The 1,820-nt window shown below is 59.3% G+C and carries 1 protein-coding gene; it reads left to right on the top strand.

Annotation, left to right across the window (positions count from 1 at the left end; genetic code table 11):
* The first annotated feature begins 640 nt into the window (after positions 1-640).
* Positions 641-1,654: a Fic family protein gene (locus F8N21_RS30210; protein ID WP_150645594.1), complete on the top strand. Its 1,014-nt coding sequence runs from the start codon at positions 641-643 to the stop codon at positions 1,652-1,654.
* Positions 1,655-1,820: the final 166 nt, after the last annotated feature.

Here is a 1,820-nt window from a genome sequence, read left to right as displayed (position 1 = left end):
CTGCGATCTGTTGATCCTGGCGATTGTGGCGTCCGCCGAAAAGATCGCAGCCTGTCGGCAGCTCCTACGCCGACCGCGTATGCCGGCAATCTCATGGTTGTCCGCAATCCTGTGTAGGAGCTGCCGCAGGCTGCGATCTTTTGATCCTGGCGATTGTGGCGCCCGCCGAAAAGATCGCAGCCTGTCGGCAGCTCCTACGCCGACCGCGTATGCCGGCAATCTCAGGGTTGTCCGCAATCCTGTGTAGGAGCTGCCGCAGGCTGCGATCTGTTGATCCTGGCGATATTGTGGCGCCCGCCGAAAAGATCGCAGCCTGTCGGCAGCTCCTACGCCGACCGCGTATGCCGGCAATCTCAGGGTTGTCCGCAATCCCCCCGTAGGAGCTGCCGCAGGCTGCGATCTGTTGATCCTGGCGATTGTGGCGCCCGCCGAAAAGATCGCAGCCTGTCGGCAGCTCCTACGCCGACCGCGTATGCCGGCAATCCCATGGTTGTCCGCAATCCTGTGTAGGAGCTGCCGCAGGCTGCGATCTTTCAGCCTCGGAGCGAATATCAAAAATGCACACGGGCTGAATGAAGGCTGCTGAACATTGCCCCGTTCGGGCATTATGTTGGCCTGTGTTACCTGCCTGGATGAGGATATGAGCCGTTATCAGCCCCCGTTGACCCTGACCACCCGGATGCTTGCGTTGGTCGCCGAGATCAGCGAGCAGATCGGTCAGCTTTCGGCTTTGGACGATACACGACAGACTCCTCGGCTGCGCCGTGGTAACCGGATTCGGACTATTCAGGCTTCGTTGGCGATCGAGAACAACACCCTTAGTGTGGAACAGGTGACAGCGGTCCTGGCAGGTCGGCGGGTGCTCGGTTTGCCCAGGGAAATCCAGGAAGTGCGCAATGCCTTTGCCGCTTATGAAGCCATGCCAGGCTGGCGCTCGAGCGCTCGGGTCGATCTGCTGCGGGCCCATGAGTTGTTGATGCAGGGCCTGATCGATGATGCCGGGCGATTTCGTCAGGCGGGCGTGGGCATTTATCGTGGCGATCAATTGGTCCATATGGCGCCGCCGCCGAGCCGCGTGGGCCAGTTGATTGACGACCTGCTAGCGTGGCTTGGAAGTTCTGACTGGCATCCGCTGATCATCAGTTGCGTATTCCATTATGAATTCGAGTTCATTCACCCGTTCGCTGACGGCAACGGTCGAATGGGCCGTCTATGGCAAACCTTGATACTCAGTCAGTGGCGACCGATTCTGGCCTGGTTGCCGGTCGAGGCAGTGATTTGCGCCCAACAGGACGATTATTACGCGGCGCTATCGGCTGCCGATCAACGGGCTGAAGCGACGCCTTTTGTTGAGTTCATGTTGCAGGCGTTAAGCCTCGCTCTTGAAGAAGCCGCTCGCAGCGAACCGCTGACCGACCAAGTAACCGACCAAGTAACCGACCAAGTAGGGCGCCTGCTGCGGGCACTCGATGGCGGTTCCGCGCTAAAGGTTAACGAGTTGATGGCAGCGCTGGGATTGGCCCATAAGGCAACCTTCCGGGCCAACTATCTCAAGCCGGCACTGGTTGCCGGATTGATCGAAATGACTGAGCCGAACTCACCCAACAGTCCTGCTCAACGATACCGATTGACCGACTGCGGCAAACAGACTTAAAAAATCCCCTGGCTGCGATCTGTTGATCCTGGCGATTGTGGCGCCCGCCGAAAAGATCGCAGCCTATCGGCAGCTCCTACGCCGACCGCGTATGCCGGCAATCCCATGGTTGTCCGCAATCCTGTGTAGGAGCTGGCGCAGGCTGCGATCTGTTGATCCTGGCGAT

Origin of the sequence: Pseudomonas fluorescens (assembly GCF_902497895.1) — a bacterium.
GTDB classification, from domain to species: domain Bacteria; phylum Pseudomonadota; class Gammaproteobacteria; order Pseudomonadales; family Pseudomonadaceae; genus Aquipseudomonas; species Aquipseudomonas fluorescens_BP.
The sequence above is the reverse complement of the archived record's forward strand: the minus strand, read 5'-3'. Positions and strand labels throughout refer to the sequence as shown.